Origin of the sequence: Nonomuraea sp. 3N208, assembly GCF_052245935.1 — a bacterium.
Classification (GTDB): domain Bacteria; phylum Actinomycetota; class Actinomycetes; order Streptosporangiales; family Streptosporangiaceae; genus Nonomuraea.
Genome location: NZ_JBQQBR010000051.1, coordinates 1 through 19,112, shown reverse-complemented (window position 1 = coordinate 19,112; position 19,112 = coordinate 1). Strand labels below are relative to the sequence as shown.

Here is a 19,112-nt window from a genome sequence, read left to right as displayed (position 1 = left end):
GAGGAATCGATGAACCGTTCGTCGATGTCCACGAGGGCGGCGGTCTTCGGAACCGCCGTTCTGGCGCTGTCCGCTCTGTCCGCTTGCGCCTCCGCTCCCCAGGGCGGTGCGACCCCCACGGCCGCCGGCTCCGCCGGCGCGGTCTACACGTGGTGGGACCCGTACCCGCAGCATGACGCGTCCTCCGCCTGGGCGAAGCGGGTGAACTCCTGCGGGCAGCAGGCCGGCGTCACCATCGAGCGCACCGCCTACGACACGACCGCGTTGACCAACCAGGCGCTGCTGGCCGGGCAGGAGGGCAACGCGCCGGACGTCATCCTCCTCGACAATCCGGCCGTCTCGACGCTCGCCGACGCCGGGATGCTCACCACCATGTCCGACTTCGGGCTGGACACCTCCAGGTTCGACAAGAACCTCATCGCCGCTGGGGAGTTGGACGGCAAGGCCTACGGCATCCCCATCGGCGCCAACACTCTCGCCCTCTACTACAACAAGAAGATCCTCGACGAGGCCGGCGTCGACCCCGCCTCGATCAAGGACTGGGCCTCGCTCAACGCGGCGCTGAAGAAGGTCAAGGCGGCGGGCAAGAAGCCGATCACGTTCTCGGCCATCGGCACGGAAGAGGGCTCGTTCCAGTTCCTGCCGTGGTTCTGGGGCGCCGGCGCGCAGCTCACCCAGCTTGACTCGCCCGAGGCCGTGTCTGCGCTGGAGCTGTGGACCTCGTGGGTCAAGGACGGCACCGCGCCGAACTCCGTCATCAGCAACTCGCAGAACACCACCTGGGAGGAGTTCCTGACGGGCGAGTTCGCCTTCGCCGAGAACGGCACGTGGCAGATCAACAGCGCCGAGAAGGCGGGCTTCCCCACCGGCATCGTCCAGATCCCCGGCAAGGACGGGGGCGTGGCCCCCACGCCCACGGGCGGCGAGTTCATCACGGTCCCGGTGCAGAAGGACACCCAGCGTTACACTGCCACCAAGAAGATCCTCGAGTGCATGACCACGCCCGAGGGCCTGGTGGAGACCGGTACGACGTTCGCGTACTACATCCCCTCCACCGCCGAGGGGCAGCAGGCGATCCTCGCCAAGGAACCGGATCTGAAGCCGTGGGTCGAGGCCGTGCAGTCCGCCAAGGGCCGCACCAGCGACAACCTCGGCACCAAGTACCCGAAGATCTCCGAGGCGATGTGGACGGCCGTGCAGAAGTCGCTGAGCGGCTCGGCCAGCCCGGCCGACGCGCTCAAGGAGGCCCAGGCCCAGGCGAAGCAGGCCACCGGCGGCTGATCCGATGACCTCCGTTCGTACCCCAACGGTCACGGTGAGGAGAGCGGCGCACAAGGCTCCCCGGCGGCGCTCTCCGCGGTGGACGGCCCTCGCCTTCCTCGCGCCGCTCGTCCTCTACCTGCTCCTCTTCTACGCCTATCCGCTCTACCGCAACATCGAGCTCAGCGTGCACGACTACACGCCGCGCGCGTTCGTGCAGGGCAACCCGGAGTTCACCGGGCTCGCCAACTACGCGAACATCCTGGCCGACGACACCTTCCTGCGGGCACTGAGCAACACCGCGGTGTTCACGCTGGGCTCCATCGCCCTGCAGTACGCCCTCGGGCTGGCGCTCGCGGTCTTCTTCCATCGCACCTTCCGCCTGTCGGTGGCGTTGCGCGCGATGTTCCTGGTGCCGTGGCTGCTGCCGCTGATCGTCTCCGCCTCGACCTGGTCGTGGATGCTCAACAGCGAGAACGGCATCGTCAACTCGGCGCTGCAGGCGTTCGGGATCGGCCAGATCAACTGGCTCACCTCCCCCGACACCTCGCTGCTGGCCGTCACCATCGCCAACATCTGGCTCGGGATCCCGTTCAACCTGGTGATCCTCTACGCCGGGCTGCAGAACATCCCAGCCGACCTGTACGAGGCCGCCGGCCTGGACGGGGCGAACGCCTGGCAGCGGTTCTGGCGCATCACGTTCCCCCTGCTGCGCCCGGTGTCGGCGATCACGCTGCTGCTCGGCCTGATCTACACGCTCAAGGTCGTCGACATCATCTGGATCATGACGAAGGGAGGTCCGGCGGACGCCTCGACGACCCTGGCCATCTGGTCGTACCGGGAGGCGTTCGGCACCGGGCAGCCCGACTTCTCCCCGGCGGCGGCCGTCGGCAACATCCTCATCCTCATCGCCTTCGCCGCCGGTCTGGTGCACGTGCATCTGCAGCGCAGGGAGGAACGCGCATGAGGACCGCGAGATCCTGGTGGAAGACCGCGCTGGGCGTCGTCCTGGTGGGGCTGATGCTCTTCCCGGTCTACTGGATGTTCAACGTCTCGCTCACCAAGACGAGCGATATGCGGGCCGACCCGCCGCACTGGTTCCCGTGGGATCCCACGTTCGAGGGGTACACCGCGGCGTTCGGCCAGCAGTTGCCGGCCCTCGCCACCAGCCTCTTCATCGGCCTCGGCACGGTCGCGCTCACGCTGGTCGTGTCGCTGCCCGCCGGCTACTCGCTGGCCAAGCTGCGGCCACTCGGCGCGCGCGGGATCGACTTCCTGCTCCTGGTCGCCCAGATGATCCCCGCCGTGGTCATGGCCATGGGCTTCTACGCGATCTACATCAGGCTCGGGATGCTCAACACCGTCGCGGGCCTGATCGTGGCCGACTCCACGCTGGCCGTGCCGTTCGGGGTGCTGCTGTTCCGGGCGTTCATGGCGAGCATCCCCGCCGAGCTCATGGCGGCGGCCCAGATCGACGGGGCGAGCACTTGGCGCACGTTCCGCTCCATCATCCTGCCGCTCAGCCGCAACTCCGTGATCACGGTCTCGCTCTTCGCGTTCCTGTGGGCGTGGTCGGACTTCATCTTCGCCTCGACACTCAACCGCAACAGTGACGTCATCCCGATCACGCTCGGCATCTTCCGCTACATCGGCAACAACACGACCCAATGGAACTCGATCATGGCGACCGCCGTGATCGCGTCCATTCCCGCCGCGTTCCTCCTCGTCCTCGCGCAGCGTTACATCGCCGCCGGGGTCACCGCGGGCGCCGTGAAGGACTGAACGTTCCGTGATTCGAAAGGCCCACCACATGACCGACCGCTCCGTTCCCGTGCTGCCGCCGACCGGCCCGGTACGCCCCCTCGGGCTCTCGCAGGTGTCCATCACCGGCGGGTTCTGGGGCCGCAGGCAGAGCGTGAACGCGACGGCCACGCTGTCCCACTGCGAGTCGTGGATGGAGCGCCTCGGCTGGCTCGCGAACTTCGATCGCGTCGCCGACGGCACGACCGGGCCCGACCGCCCGGGCTGGTCGTTCTCCGACTCGGAGGTCTACAAGCTGCTGGAGGCTCTGTCCTGGGAGGCCGGCCGGACCGGCGACCAGGAGGCGGAGGCGGCGATCAAGCGGCTCACCGCCCGCATCGGCCGGGCACAGGACCCTGACGGCTACCTCAACACGTGCTTCGGCCACGGAGAGCAGCCGCCGCGCTACAGCGATCTCGAAATGGGCCACGAGCTCTACAACACCGGCCACCTCCTGCAGGCCGCGGTGGCCCGGCTGCGCACCGGAGCTCGGTCCGGCGAGGACGACCTGGTACGGATCGCGCGGCGGGCCGCCGACCACGTGTGCCGCACTTTCGGCGCGGACGGCAATCCGGGCATCTGCGGGCACCCCGAGATCGAGGTCGGGCTGGCCGAGCTCGGCCGGGCCCTGGGGGAGGAGCGGTACGTCGAGCAGGCCCGCCTGTTCCTCGACCGCCGCGGGCACGGGACCCTGCGGGACATCCCCCTGGGCCGCACCTACTTCCAGGACGACATCCCGATCAGGCAGGCCGACGTCTGGCGCGGCCACGCCGTACGCGCGCTCTACCTCACCGCCGCCGCGGTGGACGTCGCCGTCGAGCTCGGCGACGACGAGCTGCTGCGCGCGGTCGAGCGGCAGTGGGAGCGCTCGGTCGCGCGCCGCACGTACATCACGGGCGGCATGGGCTCCCGCCATCAGGACGAGGGGTTCGGCGAGGACTGGGAGCTGCCGCCGGACCGGGCCTACTGCGAGACGTGCGCGGGCGTGGCGTCGATCATGGTGTCCTGGCGTCTCTACCTGGCCACGGCCGACGTGCGCTACGCCGATCTGATCGAGCGCACGCTCTACAACGTCATCGCGACCTCACCGAGCCCCGACGGCCGGGCGTTCTTCTACGCCAATCCCCTCCACCAGCGCACGCCCGGCAGGCCGGCGGACCCGACCGAGGTCAGCCCGCGTGCCGAGGCCGGCGTCCGGGCCGCCTGGTTCGACGTCTCCTGCTGCCCCACCAACGTCGCCAGGACGCTGGCCAGCCTCGAGGGCTACCTTGCCACCGCCGACGACGACGGGCTGCAGATCCACCAGTACGCGCCCGGGACCGTGCGCGCCGAGCTGCCCGACGGGCGGCAGGTCGCCGTGGACGTCGAGACGGACTACCCCGAGTCCGGGACCGTCCGCGTCCGGATCGGAGCCGACGCGCCCGCGCCCTGGACCCTCTCCCTGCGGGTCCCCGCCTGGGCTGCCGGCGCCACGTTGATCGAGGACGGGCGGGCGCGGCCGGTCGAGCCCGGCACCGCACGGGTCAGGCGGGCGTTCCGCGCCGGCGACGTGATCACCCTCGAGCTGCCGATGGAGCCTCGCTTCACCTGGCCGGATCCCCGCATCGACGCCGTACGCGGCTGCGTCGCCGTCGAGCGCGGCCCCGAGGTCATGTGCGCCGAGTCCCACGACCTCCCGCACCCCGGCGGGCTCGACGCCTTGGCGATCGACCCCCTGTCCGCTCCCCGGGCCGAGCCCGGCGGCGCGCTGGTCCGCGGCCTCGTGCCCGCCCACGCCGACCGGCCCTGGCCCTACCGTCTCTCGGCCGCTTCCGCGGAGCGCGCCGAGTGGCTCGACGTGCCACTGCGCCCCTACAACTCCTGGGCTCAGCGCGGCCCGTCGAGCATGCGCATCTGGTTGCCCGTGTCCACACCCCCCGAAGGAGCGTGACACCATGTCCCGAATCCGAGTGCTCGCCTTAGCACTGGTCACCACGGCCGCAACCGTGGTGACCGCCTCGCCGCCGGCCGCCGCGGCGGGCGCGACGCTGACCGTCAACGCCGCCCAGCCGTTCCGGCCGGTCACCCACGTCGCCTCCGGCGGCCTGTACGGACTGGCGGAGAACTCCCGCCCGGCCGACTCCACCCTGTTGCCGATCAAGGTGAACTCGCTGGTCCAGCCCGCGCCCGGCGTCGGCCAGCGTCCCAACGGCCAGCCGCCCGGCGGCGACTCCCTCCTGGTCGCCCCGCAGGCCACCAGGGTCGGCGCGGGCGAGTTCATCCGCATGCCCGACATCTACCCCGACTTCCCCTACCGGTGGGTGAGCTGGGACGACTGGCTGGCCAAGGTGAACACCATGGTCAACGCCCGGCTGTCGGCCACCACGGTCACGAACATCATCGGCTGGGAGCTCTGGAACGAGCCCGACTACACCTGGAACACCTCTGCCGCGGGCAACTTCAACGACGGCTGGGTGCGCACGTACCGGGCGGTGCGCGCGCTCGACACGCTCACGCCGATCGTCGGCCCCAGCACCGCCACCTACAACCGCTCCTGGATGCAGTCGTTCCTCACCCGCGCCAGGGACACCGGCACGCTGCCCGACATCATCTGCTGGCACGAGCTGACGAACCCCACCAGGATCGCCACCGACATCGCCGACTACCGCAACCTGGAGGCGTCGCTGGGCATCAGCCCGCGCCGCATCTCCATCAACGAGTACGCCGCCCCCGCCGAGGTGGACGTCCCCGGCCGGGTCGCCAGCTACGTGGCCAAGCTGGAAAGGGGCGGCGTGGAGTCCGCGCACCGCGCCTTCTGGTACGAGTACGGCACCATGAACGGCCTGGTCGTCAACAACAACCAGCCCACCGGCACCTGGTGGCTGTACAAGTGGTACGGCGACATGGCCGGGAACATGGTCACGACGACGTCCACCACGCAGACCGGCCTGGACGGGTTCGCCTCCTACGACCCCACCCGCAGGATCGTCAACGTGGTGTTCGGCAATGAGTCCGGGGCCAACACCGTCAATCTCACCGGCCTCGCCCCGCTCGGCTCCAGCGTGCGCGTCACGCTGCTGTCCACCCCGTCCAGCGGCCGCTTCACGGCCGTGACCGCGCCGGCCACGGTCTCCAGCACCACCCGCACGGTCAGCGGCGGCCAGCTCAGCGTGTCGGTGCCGAACATGAACGCCGCCAGCGGCTACCAGCTCCTCGTCGAACCGGTCAGCGGGGTGCCGTCCTACCAACAGCGCTACGAGGCCGAGAACGCCTCCGTGTTCCGCGCCCAGCGGCTGAGCGCCTCCAGCGCGTCGGCAGGCGGCTACGTGGGCCGGATCGACAACTCGGGCACACCCCGCACCGACAGCTACGTCGACTTCGTGGTGAACGTGCCCACCGCCCGGGCGTACACGATGACCATCGGCTACGCCAACGGCACCGGCGCCACCGCCACCCAGGGCCTCGCCTACAACGGAGGAGCCTGGACCACGGTCAGCTACCCGCCGACCGCGGGCTGGGGCCAGTTCGGCGCCACGATCAGCACCACCCTCAACCTCAGGGCCGGCTACAACGTGATCCGCCTGGCGAAGGGCTCGCCGTACTTCGCGGGCGGCACCGGATACGCCGAACTCGACTACATCCAGCTCACCTGACGGTGACCGGCGGGCCGTCGGCGGCCGCATGCCGGGCGACCTGAACCCGGTACCTGGCCGCGCACGGCCCGCCACCCCCGGGAGCGCCGACCGCAGCCCAGGGAATGGATGGGTACGACGTGGCGTTGACCCCGCAACCCCGAAGCCGGCTTTACCCCGCAGGGTAGATCTTTGCCGGATTCGTGGTGTTTTGTTTGCGTTTGTCCGGATCGAGTCGGTAACGTAGTTCCAGTTGCCGGGCAAATGACCCGCTCCTTACCTCTGAAGGACGGTTTCCCGGACTCTCTAGCGCTCCACGTAGTGACCGTATGGCCTGATGCCTGGGCTACGTCCGTCAAGCGAGTGCAATGTACGTTGTCCCCTAACAAAGGACTGACCCTTGACCATGACTGCCCGCATGCGCTCCATCGCCCTGCTCGCAGCCTCCACCCTCGGCGCCCTGACCATCGGCTCGACCACGGCGCACGCCGACACCGGCTCGGACGCCGGCGCCGCCCAGAAGGCCATGCTCATGGGCTCGACCACGGCGTCCTACTTCTGGGACGACTCCTCCGGTCGAGCCGGCGACACCGGTCTGCCCGCCGCGGGCAAGCCCATGCAGAAGGGGCTGGCCGCCAGCCCCAGCTGGCCGCTCATGACCGAGGGCTACGTGGTCTACAAGGGCAAGAAGCTGCCCTTCTTCGTCGGCGACCGCGGTCCCGGCGACCCCTCCAGCCGCGGCGTCATGCTAGACCTGGACGCCAAGACCTTCGCCGAACTGACCGGCGGCACGTTCAACCCCGACACCCTGGGCGTGGACGGCGTCGGTGGCGAGGGCCACATCAAGATCCAGTACGTGGTGACCAAGTGGGGCGACGGCATCGGCCGCAAGAGCCACCCGGCCGCCTTCGACACCCGCGCCTGGGCCGAGAAGGACACCACCCCGGTCACGACGACCGTGTCGGTGAAGCACTAGGCAGGCTCATCGGTCAGTCCGTCCACGAGGAGGGCATCCCATTCGGGGTGCCCTCCTCGCCTGTATCGTTACAAAACCGATCTACAGGGAAGGATGGTCATGACGGAGGTTCCCCGGCCGCTTTACCGCGACCCCATGTTCGACGGCGCCACAGATCCCACCGTGATCTGGAACCGCGCCGAGCGCGCGTGGTGGCTGGTCTACACCAGCAGGCGGGCGACCGCCCCGCGCCGCCAGGACGTCAGCTGGGTCCACGGCACGGACCTCGGCGTGGCCTCCTCCGCCGACGGCGGCGTGACCTGGCTGTACCGGGGGACCATCGAAGGCCTCGACCTCGAGTGGGGGCGGCACACGTACTGGGCGCCGGAGATCGTCGACGACGGCGCCACGTACCACATGTACGTCAGCGTCATCCGCGGCGTCCCCGGCAACTGGCGGTCCCATGAACGCCACATCCGCCACTACACCAGCCCCGACCTCGTCCGCTGGACCTACCGTTCCACCTTGGACCTGTCCTCCGCGTACGTGATCGACGCCTGCGTGGCCCCGCTGCCCGGCGGCGGCCACCGCCTCTGGTACAAGGACGAGGCCGACGGCTCCCACACCTGGGCCGCCGACAGCCAGGACCTGTATCAATGGAAGGTCAAGGGCCCGGCGGTCACGATCTCCGCCCACGAGGGGCCCAACGTGTTCACCCTCGGCGGCCACCACTGGATGATCGTGGACGAATGGCACGGCCAGCGCGTGCTCAGATCCGACGATCTCGAGACCTGGCAGCCCCAAGGGCTCATCCTCGACCAGCCCGGCACCGGCGACCACGACGCCGGGTACGGGCACCACGCGGACGTCGTGGTGACCGGCGAAGAAGCGCTGGTCTTCTACTTCACCCACCCGGACGGGCCGGACAGCGGACGGCGCTCGGCCGTGCACGCGGCCCGGCTGCGGGTGTGCGACGGCGTGCTGACCTGCGATCGCAACGAGCCGCTCACCGGCCCGATTCTGCCCGTTGAGGGCCCGGCAACACATCCTTGACATTTGCCGATTTTTATCGATACAAACCACTGTATCGATAAACCGGCGCAAGACTGGCCGGTCGCCCCGCGCGTGGATGTCCATCCCCGCGCCCATCCCCCCACGGTAACGATCGCCAAAGAGGTGAGCGATGTCCCTGCTCAGAAGATCAGTCGCGACGCTGGCGGCAGCGGCCGCCGTCCTGGCCGCAACGGCCGGATGCGGCTCGGGAAGTGAAGGCAGCGGCGGCGGCAAGACCAAGCTGAGCTTCTTCTCCTGGGAGAACGAGCAGACGATGAAGCCGCTCATCGACGCCTTCGAGAAGCAGAACCCCAGCATCGACATCGAGTTCTCCACGGCCCCGCCCGTAGCCGAGTACATCGCGGCGCTGCAGACCAGGCTCGTCTCGGGCACCGGGGCGGATGTGTTCGTGATCGCCGCGGAGAACAAGACCAACCTCGTTCAGGGCGGCTTCGTCAAGGACCTGACCGGCAAGCCGTTCATGGCGAACATGTCCAAGTTCAACACCGAGGCCTGGTCCGTGGACGGCAAGGCCTACGGCATGTCGATCTCGTCGTGGTCCGCCGGCATCCTCTACAACAAGGACCTCCTCGCCAAGGCGGGCGTCACCGAATTCCCCACCAAGTGGGACGACTTCATCGCGCTGTGCCAGAAGCTCAAGGCGGCGGGTACCACGCCGTACCACGAATCGGTGGCGGGCATGCCGCTCACCTTCGCCGCCCTGGTCGGCCACGAGAACGCGCGCCAGGGCGGCGACGTGGACGCCCAGATCTTCGCGGGCAAGAAGAAGTTCGGCGACCTGTGGAACGGACCGCTGACGACCTTCAACCAACTGTTCACCAGCGGCGTGCTGGGCAAGGACGCGGTCAGCCTGAAGGGCGAGCAGATCGTGGACGAGTTCGCCAACGGCCGCGTCGCGATGATCCCCGCGGGTCCGTGGGACGTGACCTCGCTGCGAGAGAAGGCGCCGAAAATGAACATGGTCTTCGCCGGGGTGCCCACTCCCGACGGCGAGCCGTTCTGGGGCGGCGCCGCCTCGCCCGGCTGGGCCATCAACGCCAAGACCGAGCACGAGAAGGAGGCCGAGGCGTTCCTGACGTACCTCGGCAGCAAAGAGGGCGTCACGCTGTTCAACAAGCAGACGGCCGCCATGACCACCACGTCCGACGTCACCCCCGTGATCGACAAGGTGCTGGAGCCCAACCTCCAGGCGCTCAAGGACGGCAACTTCTACCTGCCGCAGATCGCCTGGCCGCGGGTCCAGGACGCGCTCAACACCGAGGGCGTTGCCCAGCTCCAGCTGATGGTGCAGGGCCAGGCCAAGCCGGCGGACGTCGCCGCCGCGCTGGACAACCGGCTGGCCCAGGGCTGACATGACCGCGCTCGGCAGAAGGGCGCCCGCACCGACGGGCGCCCTGTCCTGGCTCACCTCGCCGAAGAGGCTCGAAGGGCTGCGCCTGCAGGCGTTCCTGGTGCCGATCGGGATCGTGTTCGCGGTGTTGTTCGCGATCCCGCTGGCGCAGTCGCTCTACTTCAGCGTGACCGACTTCAACGGCTACTCCACGGACGTCAACTTCGTCGGGCTGGAGAACTACCGGAAGATCTTCAGCGATCCGTCCATGCTGGCGGGGCTGGGGTTCACGCTGCTGTACGCGATCGGCACCACCGCGATCGTCACGGTGCTGGCGATCCCGCTGGCCGTGCTGCTCAACCGGCGCTTCTTCGGCCGGAACGTGGTGCGCGCGGTCTTCTTCTTCCCGGCGATCCCGAGCATCGCGATCCTCGGTCTGGTGTGGGGGTTCATCCTGTCGCCCCTCGGGTCCGGCGCGCTCAACTGGCTGCTCGACGCGGTCGGCGGGCTCGGCCCCGTGCCGTGGCTGTCGGACGGCACGCTCGCCCAGTTGTCGATCATCATGGTCGCCGTCTGGTCGTCCACCGGCTGGCACGCCATCCTCTACCTGGCGTACCTGCAGTCCATCCCCGGCGACTACTACGAGGCCGCGCGGGTCGACGGGGCCTCGCCGCGCCAGTCGTTCTTCAGGATCACGCTGCCGCTGCTCGCCCCCGCGGTCACCGTCAGCTCGCTGCTGCTGATGACCGGCGGGCTGAAGGTCTACGATCTGCCCTACACCCTCACCAAGGGCGGCCCCGGGTACGCGACCTTCACCATCACCCAGTCGATCATCCAGAGCGGCATCGCCCAGGCCAAGTTCGGCCAGGCCTCCGCGCTGGCCGTGGTCTTCATGCTGGCCGTGGGGGCGATCGTGGCGGTCCAGCTCGTCCTGTCCCGCCGCCTGGAGGGACGCCTCTCATGAGGAAACAGCGCTCCTCGCCGATCCTGTCCCTGGCCATGATCCTGGCCGCGGCCGTGGTCGGCGTGCCCTTCTACTACATCGTCGTCAACACGTTCAAGACGCAGCAGGAGACGTCCGCCGCGCCGCTCGCGCCGCCGACGAGCCTTTACCTGGACAACTATGTGCGGGTGCTGGAGAGCACGCCGATCCTGCAGTCGTTCCTCAACACCCTCTACGTCACCGCCGTGTCCATCGTGATCATGCTGGTCATCGGGTCGATGGCGGCGTACGCGATGCTGCTGCGCCAGACGCTGCTCAACCGGGTGGTCGGGGTGCTCCTCGTGATCGCGTTCTTGGTGCCCGGGCAGGCCACGCTGATCCCCGTCTACCGGATCCTGGTGGGGCTGCGGCTGGTGGACAGCCTGGAAGGGCTCGTCTTCCTGTACGCGGCCGGCTCGATCTTCTGCTACTTCCTCATCCAGGCCTACCTGCGGTCGCTGCCGATCTCGATCTTCGAGGCCGCTCGCATCGACGGCGCGGGGCCCTGGCAGATCTACTGGCGGATCGTGCTGCCGCTCATCCGGCCGATCCTCATCACGGTCGGGGTGTTCCAGACCATGTGGATCTGGAACGACTTCATCACGCCGAACGTCTTCATCAGCTCGCCCGACAAGCAGACCTTGGTCCTGCAGGTCTACAAGGCCGTCGGGGAGTACTCGGTGGACTGGCCGGCCTTCATGACGCTCAGCGTGATCGTGCTGATCCCCGTCGTGATCTTCTTCATCGTGATGCAGCGCCACATCGTCAACGGGCTCCTGCAGGGCAGCGTCAAGGGCTAGATCAGCCATGAGAGGATTCTCCGGTGAGGCGGCGGGGATGGTGACGATTCAGGATGTCGCGCGGGCGGCAGGCGTGTCCGCCATGACGGTGTCCCACGTGATCAACGACCACCCGCACGTCAAGACGGAGACCCGAGCCCGCGTGCTGCAGGCCATCGCCGACCTCGACTACCGGGTCAACGTGGCCGCGCGCAATCTCCGGACCGGGCGCACCGGCACGATCGGGCTGGCCGTGCCCGAGGTCGACCGGCCCTACTACGGGCAGCTCGCCGCCGAGATCATCACGGCGGCGGCCCGGCACAACCTCAAGGTGGCGATCGAGCAGACCGGGGCCTCGCGCGAGGGCGAGCTCGACGCGCTCGCCCTGTCCCGCAACCGGCTCTACGACGGGCTCATCCTCAGCACGGTCGGGTTGGGGCCGGCCGACACCCACCTGCTCAAGGTCGACTACCCCATGGTCATCCTGGGGGAGCGGATCTTCGACGGGCCGCTGGACCACGTCGCGATGCCCAACGTCGAGGGCGCGCGGGCGGCGACCGCGCACCTGATCGAGCGGGGCTGCCGCCGCGTCGTGCTGATCGACGGCGGGCCCGGGGACGAGGTCGACGTCTCCAGACTGCGCTACGACGGCTACCGTGAGGCGCTGGAGGAGGCTGGCATCCCCCTCGACCCGCGGCTCCTCGTGCACATCGACGCGCTCACCATGGAGCAGGGGGCCGCCGCCGCGCGGCGGGTGAGCGAGTCAGGGGTCGAGTTCGACGGCGCTTTCTGCGTGACCGACACGGTGGCGATGGGGGCGCTGCGCGGGTTCGCCGACGCCGGTGTCCGCGTGCCGCAGGACGTCAAGGTCATCGGGTTCGACAACATCGCCGAGGGCGCCTTCATCGTGCCGTCGCTGTCGTCGATCGACCCCGACCACGCGCTGATGGCGAGCACGGCCGTCCGGTTCCTGGTCGGGCGACTGGCGGAGAAGGGGAAGAAGCGGCAGGTCGCGCGGGAGTTCATCAGCCGCTTCACGGTCGTGGCCCGCGAGTCGACAGGCGGCTGACGACTCCGGCCGCTGACGTCGACCGGCGGCTGACCGCCGCCGGTCGACTCGCTTGGCTCAGCCCTGGGGGGTCCGGAAGCGGGGCACCGGCACCCGCGACCAGTCGATGTCCGAGCCCAGGTAGAAGCTCGGGTAGGCGGGCTGGTTGTAGGTGGTCTGCTGCCGGGCCACCTCCACGCGGTACTGCGGGTCGTGCATCAGCGTGTACAGCTTGCGGTCCGTGACCTCCGTGCTGAGGAAGATCCGGATCGCCGAGCTGTCGGCCGTGCGCGTCAGCAGCTCCTCCCGCCAGTCGCCGAACACATCGGCCACCAGCCCCGGGTTGCCCTTCGTCCAGTTGTTGGTCAGCGTGCCCTCCGCGGTGAGCACCGTGCCGCGCTTCCAGTCGTCGATCGTCGGCGTCTGCAACACGGTGGTGGCGGTGCCGTTGACGAGCTGGGTCGTCATGTCGGCCGCCCAGCGGATGCTCATGTTCGTGCCCGGCGTGGTCCGGCCCAGGTGTTCGCCGCGCGCCGACCACAGGCCCGCCTGGATCTCCTGGTTGGGCGGCATCGACGACCATGCCTCCAGGCCGCGGATGGCGGGGTCGATGTCGCCGACCATGCCGCGCCCGGTGTCCCGGCCGCTGTAGCCGCCGAACAGCACCTTCCCGGTGGCGGCGTCGCGCATCGCCCATCCGTACGGCGCCCACGCGGCGCCCTCGTGCACCGTCCAGATCTCCAGGCCCGGGTGGTCGGGGTCGAGGTCGCCGACGTGCATGGCGTCGCCGTGGCCGAGCCGCACGTTCTGCCCGGGCACGTTGCTCTGCGGCGGGCCTTCGGCGAACGACGAGTACAGCAGGTCGCCGTCGTCGTCGATGGTCGCGGCGCCGTACACGATCTCCTGCCGGCCGTCATTGTCCACGTCGGCCACGCTCATCGAGTGGAAGCCCTGGGTGGTGAGGTCGGCGTACTCGGGGTTGCTGCCGGGCACGCCGTGGGGGGAGGCGTTGAACGGGTTGGCCATCGGCGCGTGGCCGCTGTCGACGTACCAGACCTCCTTCAGCTTCCTGCCGTTCCAGTCGTAGGCGACCAGCGTGGTGCGCGTGTAGTAGCCACGGGCGAAGATCGCCGACGGCCGCTTGCCGTCGAGGTAGGCGACGGCGGACAGGAACCGGTCCACCCGGTTGCCCGGCTCGATGCGGGCCATCGCATAGTCGCCCCACAGCAGGCCGTCGTCGCCGCGGCCCGGCTTGTAGTGGATGGTCTGCAGCTCCTTGCCGGTGGCGCCGTCCAGCACCGACAGGTACTCGGGGCCGGTGATGACGAACCCGGCGAACTCCCGCAGGCGGTTGTTGCCGCTGCGGCTCGGGGCGTAGACGTCGACGAAGTACGTGGCCAGGTCGACGGCGGCCTCGTGCGACAGCGGGTACTGGTGCCTCGGGGCGATGCCGAAGGCCTGCTCCAGCGTCGCCGGCCAGCGTCCGGCCACCACCTCGGGGTGCTCGTGCCACTTCTCGAACATGCCGACCACGTGGTCGAAGTAGTCCGCCGCGCTCTTGCGGTAGTCGTCGGTGTGCGAGTGGCCGGCCTTGACGTCCTGCTCCGGCATCGTGACGTAGCGCTCGGAGACGACCTGGCCGTCGCGTCCGTAGCGGATCATCTTCGTGCCCGGCGCGGTCTTGAGCATCATCTCCGAGCGGCCGTCGCCGTCGAAGTCGTAGACCAGGAATTGCGTGTAGTGAGCGCCCGCGCGGATGTTGACGCCCAGGTCGAGCCGCCAGCGGAGGGTGCCGTCCAGTTCGTACGTGTCGATGTAGGCGTTGCCGGTGTAGCCGCGCTGGGAGACGTCCTTGGAGTTGGACGGGTCCCACTTCACGACGTACTCGTACTGGCCGTCGCCGTCCACGTCGCCGACGCTCAGGTCATTGGCAGAGTACGTGTACGCCTCGCCGGCCGGGGTCACGCCGTCGGCCGGTTTCTTCAGCTGAAGATCATAAAACGATTTAACCCAGGGCGTGGCGACGGCGCTTCGGCGGCCCTCCCGGCCCTTGACGACGGGGGCGACGCGATATTCGGCCGAGCCGGTGCCGGCGGCGTCCAGGTAATTGGTGCTGTCGGTCACCGTGGCGATCGGGCGGCCGTCGCGGTAGACGCGGAAGTCGGCGCCCTCCATCCCGGTGGCGCCGGCGCCGGTCACCTCGTCGCCGAGCAGCCGCCAGCTGAGGAACACACCCTCGCTGGTGGAGGCCGCTACCAGGCCACGGTCGAGGTGCTCGAGCCGGACGCCCGCGCCGTGCCCGGCTCCGGAGCCGGCGGTGGCCGGGGCCGCGGTCGCCGACACGGTGAGCAGGGCGGCCAAGGCGGTGGCGAGTAAGCGGCGAACGCCGCTGGGGGGTCTCATGGCACAGGGCTCCTGGCGCATTAAATCGATAAAATCTCCCGGAGGTTATTGGCCGCTTGTGAGTTTTGTCAAGGATGGATTTCGGCGGCATTTTTCGCGAAATGAATGCACGAGTTGCAGTGAATTGAATTGCCGATCGCGGGCTCGCGTCCGTGTCGCTCCTGTGCCCATGATGGCTGGTGTGCCCGCGGCGCCCGCTCGCCTCGGCCACGGGAACGCATGACCCGGATTGGAGCTCCCTATGGCCACCTCCGAGACCACCACGCCGGCTCCGACGCTCGATCTGCTGGCCCGGCCGTCCGGCGGATTCGCCATGGTGGCGATGGACCAGCGCGAGAGCCTCAGGCAGATGTTCGCCGCCGCCACCGGCGAGCGGGTGGGCGATGGCACGCTGACGGTGTTCAAGCTGGCGGTGGCCAGGGAGGTGGGGCCGCATGCCTCGGGGTTCCTCATCGACCAGGACTACGGTTTCTCCCGGGTGGCGGCCGAGCGCCTGATCCCGGGCGGGCTGATCGTCGCCGTCGACAACCTCCAGCAGACCCCGGACGGGCCCGTGGAGGACACCTCGATCGACGAGCGCGTCGACCTGGCGGCCGCCCGCCGGGCCGGCGCCGTCGCCGCCAAGCTGCTGCTCATCTGGCGCGACGACGAGCATCGGCAGCGGCGTCTGGACATCGCCGCCGAGTTCGTCCGGCGGTGCGCCGCGGCGGGGCTGCTGTCCGTCCTCGAAGGCGTCGCCAAACCACCCGCCGTGGCCCCCGCCTCCGCGCCCGCCGTCGCGGCGGCCTCCGCGACCGGCGTCGCCGCGGATCCTGCCTCCGCCGCCACTTCCGTGCCCTCGTTCGACGGGCCCGCGATGATCAGGGAGGCGGCCGCCGAGCTGGCCGGGCTGCGTCCCAGCCTCTACAAGGCCCAGGTCCCGCTCGGAGGGGCCGCGCCCGAGGAACGCCTGGTCGAGGAGTGCGCGCGCCTCGACGAGGTGATCCCCGTCCCGTGGGTCGTGCTCTCGCAGGGCGTGGACCGCGACGACTTCCCGGCCGCCGTGCGGGCCGCCTGCCGCGCGGGAGCCTCCGGGATGCTCGCCGGACGTGCCATCTGGAGCGACCTCGTCGGCATCGACGTCTCATCCCATGATCTGGCCGCCGCGCTCCGGGCCCGCGCGGTGCCCCGGCTCCAGCGGCTGGCCGAGATCGTCGACGAGCACGCACGCCCGTGGCATGCCCGCTGAGCGGGCCGGCGGGCGATCCGGGCGACACAGATTGACATGGATTGCGCGTCGCTCTGATCACGGCGTCTTGTGGGGTTTTGCACTGAAACGTACGAACGAGACCGCACTACTGATTCGTGGAGGCCTTTGTGCGCTTATATGCAGCTTTCCTGAGCATCGCCGTCTCGGCCGCGCTCCTCGTCCCGCCAGGGTCGGCGGCAGCCGAGCCCGCCGAGCCGCCCCAGCCCGCCGTACGCGACTTCGGCAACGGCCCCGAGCGGAACGAGGTGGCCGCAGGCGTCGCGGAGGGGAAGCAGGCCGAGACGCTCCGCCGAGCCCCGGAGACGACCGGATCGTACGGATTGTCCCGCGACCGCGGGTACCCCAGGCAGACCCAGCTCCCCATCCCCGCGGAGAACCCCGCCGACGCCTCCATCAAGCTGGGCCTCGTGCCGTACCACGCCATCGCGCCCAAGCTGAACGACCTGCAGCGACGCAGCGACCGCGTCAGCGTGGAGCTCATCGGCCGCAGCCACCAGGGCCGCGACCTCTACCTCGTGACCCTCACCGCCCCTGAGAGCCGCGGCGAGGCCGGTGAGCAGAGCGTCATCCGCGACCGCATCGAGAACGACCCGGCCGGGGCCGCCCGCGACCGCAGGCTGGCCGCCAGGTACAAGGCGCCGATCTTCGTCAACGCCAACATCCACGGTAACGAGTGGGAGGGCACCGACGGCGCGCTGCGTACCATCGAGGAGCTCGCGACCAGCACCGACCCGCAGGTCGCCGACCTCATGAAACGCACCAGGCTGTACTTCAACATCACCGCCAACCCCGACGGCCGCGTCAACGGCACGCGGGCGAACGGCGCCGGCTTCGACATGAACCGCGACTTCATCACCGCCTCCCAGCCCGAGGTCCGGGCCATGCGCCAGGTGATGATCGACACCCAGCCGGTCGCCATGATCGACCTGCACGGCTACGTCAACGGCACGCTCATCGAGCCCACCACGCCGCCGCACGGCGCCAACTACGAGTACGACCTGTTCATCAAGAACACCTACGCCAACGGGCTCGGCATGGAGGCCGCCGTCAACGGGCTCGGCTACACGCCGGCGAAGGACGGCGTGCACCCGGTGCAGATCCCGTTCCGGGACTCGGACGAGGGCTGGGACGACTGGCCGCCGATCTTCACCCCGCAGTACGCGCCGTTCCACGGCACCGTCGCCTCGCACACCGTCGAGATCCCGCTCCGGGTCAACAACGCCGACTACAACCTGCCCGTCGAGGAGCTGCGCCGCCGCTCCGCGATCAACACCGACGTGGCCGCCGCCGCCATCCGGGCCACCTACGGGTTCGTGCACTCCAAGCACGACCAGCTGATCGCCGACCAGATCGAGGTCTTCCGGCGGGGCGCGGCCGGTGAGCCGTCCAAGGTCGTGCCGCTCGGCATCGTGCCCGGCTTCGGCCCCGAGGACGTCTACAACACGACCTTCCCCCGCGCGTACGTCATCACCGGGCAGCGCTCGGCCACCGCGGCCGCCCGCCTGGTCGACCACCTCATCGCGAACGACGTGCGGGTCGAGCGGGCCGGGCGCCCGTTCCGCCTGAACGGCAAGACGTACCCGGCCGGCTCCTACGTCGTGGACATGCGCCAGCCCAAGCGCGGGCTGGCCAACGTGATGCTGGAACCGGGCGAGGACATCTCCCCGCGGGTGGATGCGATGTACGACATCTCCGGCTGGAGCCACGGCATGCTCTGGGGCGCCACCGTGGACAGCGTCGCCTCCGGCCCGCTCCACGTGTCGTCCGAGCCGGTCAAGGCCGCCGCGCCCACCGGATCCGTCGCACGTACTTCCGGGCCGCTCGCGCTGAAGGTGACCGACGCCAAGGAGGCCCTGGCGCTGAACGACCTGCTCGCCCAGGGCGTGGCCGTGACCTGGACCAACGACGGCAGCGCCATCGTGCCGGCCGCCTCCAGACAGGCCGCCGTGACCGTGTCCGACCGCTTCGGCGTGGCGTTCACGCCGGCCGGCTCGGCCGCCGGCACGCCGCTGTCCCAGGTGCGCGTCGCCGCGGCCGCCTCCGCCGACGAGCTGTTCACGCTGCGTGAGATGGGCTTCCCCGTCACCCCCGTCTCCACCGCCGTGCTCAACGCGGGCTTCGACTGGAGTGGGACCGACGTGCTGTACGTCTCCAGCGGGCTCAGCTACGCGGCGCTCAACCCGGCCGCCCGTACGGCGCTCGACGCCTTCCTCGCCACCGGCGGCGTGATCACCCGGGGCGGGACGGGCGCCGCGTTCAACGCCGCCGCGGGACTGCTCACGGCGACCGCTGTCGCCGGCCGCGGCGACGCCAACGGCGTGGTACGCGTGACCTCGTCGTCCGGCCCCGTCGGCAGCGGGTCGCCCGAGCACTCGTTCGTGTACTCGCCACGCTGGTTCACCGCCCTCGGGGCCGGGGTCACGGTCGAGCAGTCGTACGCAGCCGACGGCCCGCTCGTGTCCGGCCACTGGCGGCCGAACGCCGAGGACGGCACCGGCGGCCCGGACGCGGCCAGGGGACAGGCGGCCGTGGTCAGCGGCCGGGACGAACGGGGCGCGGCCGTGGTGCTGTTCGGCACCGAGCCGATGTTCCGCAACCACCCGAAGGGCTTGTTCCCGCAG

At 69.7% G+C, this 19,112-nt stretch carries 14 protein-coding genes; 13 read left to right on the top strand and 1 reads right to left on the bottom strand.

What is annotated here, in order from left to right; translation table 11 throughout:
- Window positions 1-9 precede the first annotated feature (9 nt).
- The 11 genes from ACTWPT_RS49625 to ACTWPT_RS49575 all read left to right on the top strand — a co-directional run bounded on the left by ACTWPT_RS49625 (window position 10) and on the right by ACTWPT_RS49575 (window position 12,860).
- On the top strand, window positions 10-1,281 hold the full coding sequence (locus ACTWPT_RS49625) for a sugar ABC transporter substrate-binding protein (RefSeq protein WP_443184548.1): 1,272 nt from the start codon (window positions 10-12) through the stop codon (window positions 1,279-1,281).
- A gap of 4 nt (window positions 1,282-1,285) precedes the next feature.
- Window positions 1,286-2,227, top strand: coding sequence for a carbohydrate ABC transporter permease (locus ACTWPT_RS49620; RefSeq protein ID WP_443184547.1), 942 nt, complete (start codon window positions 1,286-1,288; stop codon window positions 2,225-2,227).
- Window positions 2,224-3,042, top strand: a complete 819-nt coding sequence (locus tag ACTWPT_RS49615) for a carbohydrate ABC transporter permease (RefSeq protein WP_443184546.1) — start codon at window positions 2,224-2,226, stop codon at window positions 3,040-3,042. Before ACTWPT_RS49620 ends, ACTWPT_RS49615 begins: the two co-directional genes overlap by 4 nt.
- Before the next feature lie 28 nt (window positions 3,043-3,070).
- Window positions 3,071-4,990 carry a glycoside hydrolase family 127 protein gene (locus ACTWPT_RS49610; RefSeq protein ID WP_443184545.1) on the top strand — a complete coding sequence of 640 codons (1,920 nt, stop codon included), beginning with the start codon at window positions 3,071-3,073 and terminating at the stop codon, window positions 4,988-4,990.
- 4 nt (window positions 4,991-4,994) lie between these two features.
- Window positions 4,995-6,692: a CBM35 domain-containing protein gene (locus ACTWPT_RS49605; RefSeq protein WP_443184544.1), complete on the top strand. Its 1,698-nt coding sequence runs from the start codon at window positions 4,995-4,997 to the stop codon at window positions 6,690-6,692.
- Between the two features lie 385 nt (window positions 6,693-7,077).
- On the top strand, window positions 7,078-7,647 hold the full coding sequence (locus tag ACTWPT_RS49600) for a hypothetical protein (protein WP_443184607.1): 570 nt from the start codon (window positions 7,078-7,080) through the stop codon (window positions 7,645-7,647).
- A gap of 99 nt (window positions 7,648-7,746) precedes the next feature.
- On the top strand, window positions 7,747-8,679 hold the full coding sequence (locus ACTWPT_RS49595) for a hypothetical protein (protein ID WP_443184543.1): 933 nt from the start codon (window positions 7,747-7,749) through the stop codon (window positions 8,677-8,679).
- Window positions 8,680-8,809: 130 nt separating this feature from the next.
- Window positions 8,810-10,051 carry an ABC transporter substrate-binding protein gene (locus tag ACTWPT_RS49590; RefSeq protein ID WP_443184542.1) on the top strand — a complete coding sequence of 414 codons (1,242 nt, stop codon included), beginning with the start codon at window positions 8,810-8,812 and terminating at the stop codon, window positions 10,049-10,051.
- Window position 10,052: 1 nt separating this feature from the next.
- The gene (locus tag ACTWPT_RS49585; protein ID WP_443184541.1) at window positions 10,053-10,994 is read left to right on the top strand and encodes a carbohydrate ABC transporter permease; all 942 of its coding nucleotides are present in this window, start codon (window positions 10,053-10,055) and stop codon (window positions 10,992-10,994) included.
- On the top strand, window positions 10,991-11,812 hold the full coding sequence (locus ACTWPT_RS49580) for a carbohydrate ABC transporter permease (protein WP_443184540.1): 822 nt from the start codon (window positions 10,991-10,993) through the stop codon (window positions 11,810-11,812). Before ACTWPT_RS49585 ends, ACTWPT_RS49580 begins: the two co-directional genes overlap by 4 nt.
- Before the next feature lie 37 nt (window positions 11,813-11,849).
- Window positions 11,850-12,860: a LacI family DNA-binding transcriptional regulator gene (locus ACTWPT_RS49575; RefSeq protein ID WP_443184539.1), complete on the top strand. Its 1,011-nt coding sequence runs from the start codon at window positions 11,850-11,852 to the stop codon at window positions 12,858-12,860.
- 57 nt (window positions 12,861-12,917) lie between these two features.
- Here the strand turns inward: ACTWPT_RS49575 and ACTWPT_RS49570 are convergent, their stop codons facing one another.
- Entirely contained in the window at window positions 12,918-15,242 is a 2,325-nt protein-coding gene (locus tag ACTWPT_RS49570) for a rhamnogalacturonan lyase (RefSeq protein WP_443184538.1), read from the bottom strand.
- Between the two features lie 241 nt (window positions 15,243-15,483).
- Here ACTWPT_RS49570 and ACTWPT_RS49565 point away from each other — a divergent pair, with 241 nt between their 5' ends.
- Window positions 15,484-16,470, top strand: a complete 987-nt coding sequence (locus ACTWPT_RS49565) for a hypothetical protein (RefSeq protein WP_443184537.1) — start codon at window positions 15,484-15,486, stop codon at window positions 16,468-16,470.
- 128 nt (window positions 16,471-16,598) lie between these two features.
- Window positions 16,599-19,112, top strand: a 2,514-nt coding sequence (locus ACTWPT_RS49560) for a M14 family zinc carboxypeptidase (protein WP_443184536.1), incomplete at its 3' end; no start/stop codon positions are given.